The following is a 982-nucleotide window of genomic DNA, read 5'->3' as shown; positions in this document are numbered from 1 at the left end:
TCGGCGACGTTTGAGGTGGCCGGCGAAGCGGGTTGGGGTGGCGCAGCCGGCCACGGCACGACGGCTGGTGCCGGCGGTTTGTAGCCCAGGCTCGAGTGTGGACGCTTGGTGTTGTAGTGCTGGCGCCAGCTCTCGATGACGATGCGGGCCTCGGCGAGGCTGTAGAAGATCTCACCGTTCAGAAGTTCATCGCGGAGCTTGGAGTTGAAGCTTTCGCAGTAGCCATTCTCCCACGGACTGCCAGGCTCGATAAACGCCGTTCTGGCACCGACCGCGGTGATCCACTCGCGAACCGCCTTGGCGATGAACTCCGGGCCGTTGTCGGAGCGGATGTGTCCCGGCACGCCGCGCAGGATGAAGAGGTCCGACAGAACATCGATGACGTCCGAGGATCTCAGCTTCCGGTCGATCCGGATGCACAGGCACTCCCGGGTAAACTCGTCGATGACGTTCAACATGCGGAACTTGCGGCCGTTGTGGGTGCGGTCCTCAACGAAGTCATAGGACCAAACGTGGTTGGGCCGTTCGGGCCGAAGCCGAACGCACGAGCCGTCGTTCAGCCAGAGCCGCCCGCGCTTGGGCTGCTTGGCAGGCACCTTCAGACCTTCCTGCCGCCAGATGCGCTCCACCCGCTTCACGTTGACGACCCAGCCAGCCTCGCGAAGCAAGGCCGCGATCCGACGATACCCGTAGCGCCCATAGCGTGTCGCCAGCTCGATGATGTCGGCCCTCAACGCCGCATCATCGGCGCGACCCTTCGGCGCCTTGCGCTGTGTTGATCTGTGCTGCCCCAGGACCCGGCACGCCAAACGCTCCTTCACGCCATGCTTCTTCATGACGTGCTCGATGCATTGGCGACGGCGGGCGGGGCTCACCAGTTTCCCGATGCAGCCTCCTTCAGGATCAGCTTCTCGAGCGTCAGATCCGAGACCGCCTTGCGCAGCCGCTCGTTCTCCTTCTCCAGCTCCTTCAGCCGCTTCAC

The 982-nt window shown here is 64.0% G+C and carries 1 pseudogene; it reads right to left on the bottom strand.

What is annotated here, in order from left to right:
- Positions 1 to 982: pseudogene (locus tag FZN60_RS28520) on the bottom strand (IS3 family transposase); the annotation flags it as partial.

Origin of the sequence: Antarcticirhabdus aurantiaca, from assembly GCF_009765365.1 — a bacterium.
GTDB classification, from domain to species: Bacteria; Pseudomonadota; Alphaproteobacteria; order Rhizobiales; family Rhizobiaceae; genus Antarcticirhabdus; species Antarcticirhabdus aurantiaca.
The sequence above is the reverse complement of the archived record's forward strand: the minus strand, read 5'-3'. Positions and strand labels throughout refer to the sequence as shown.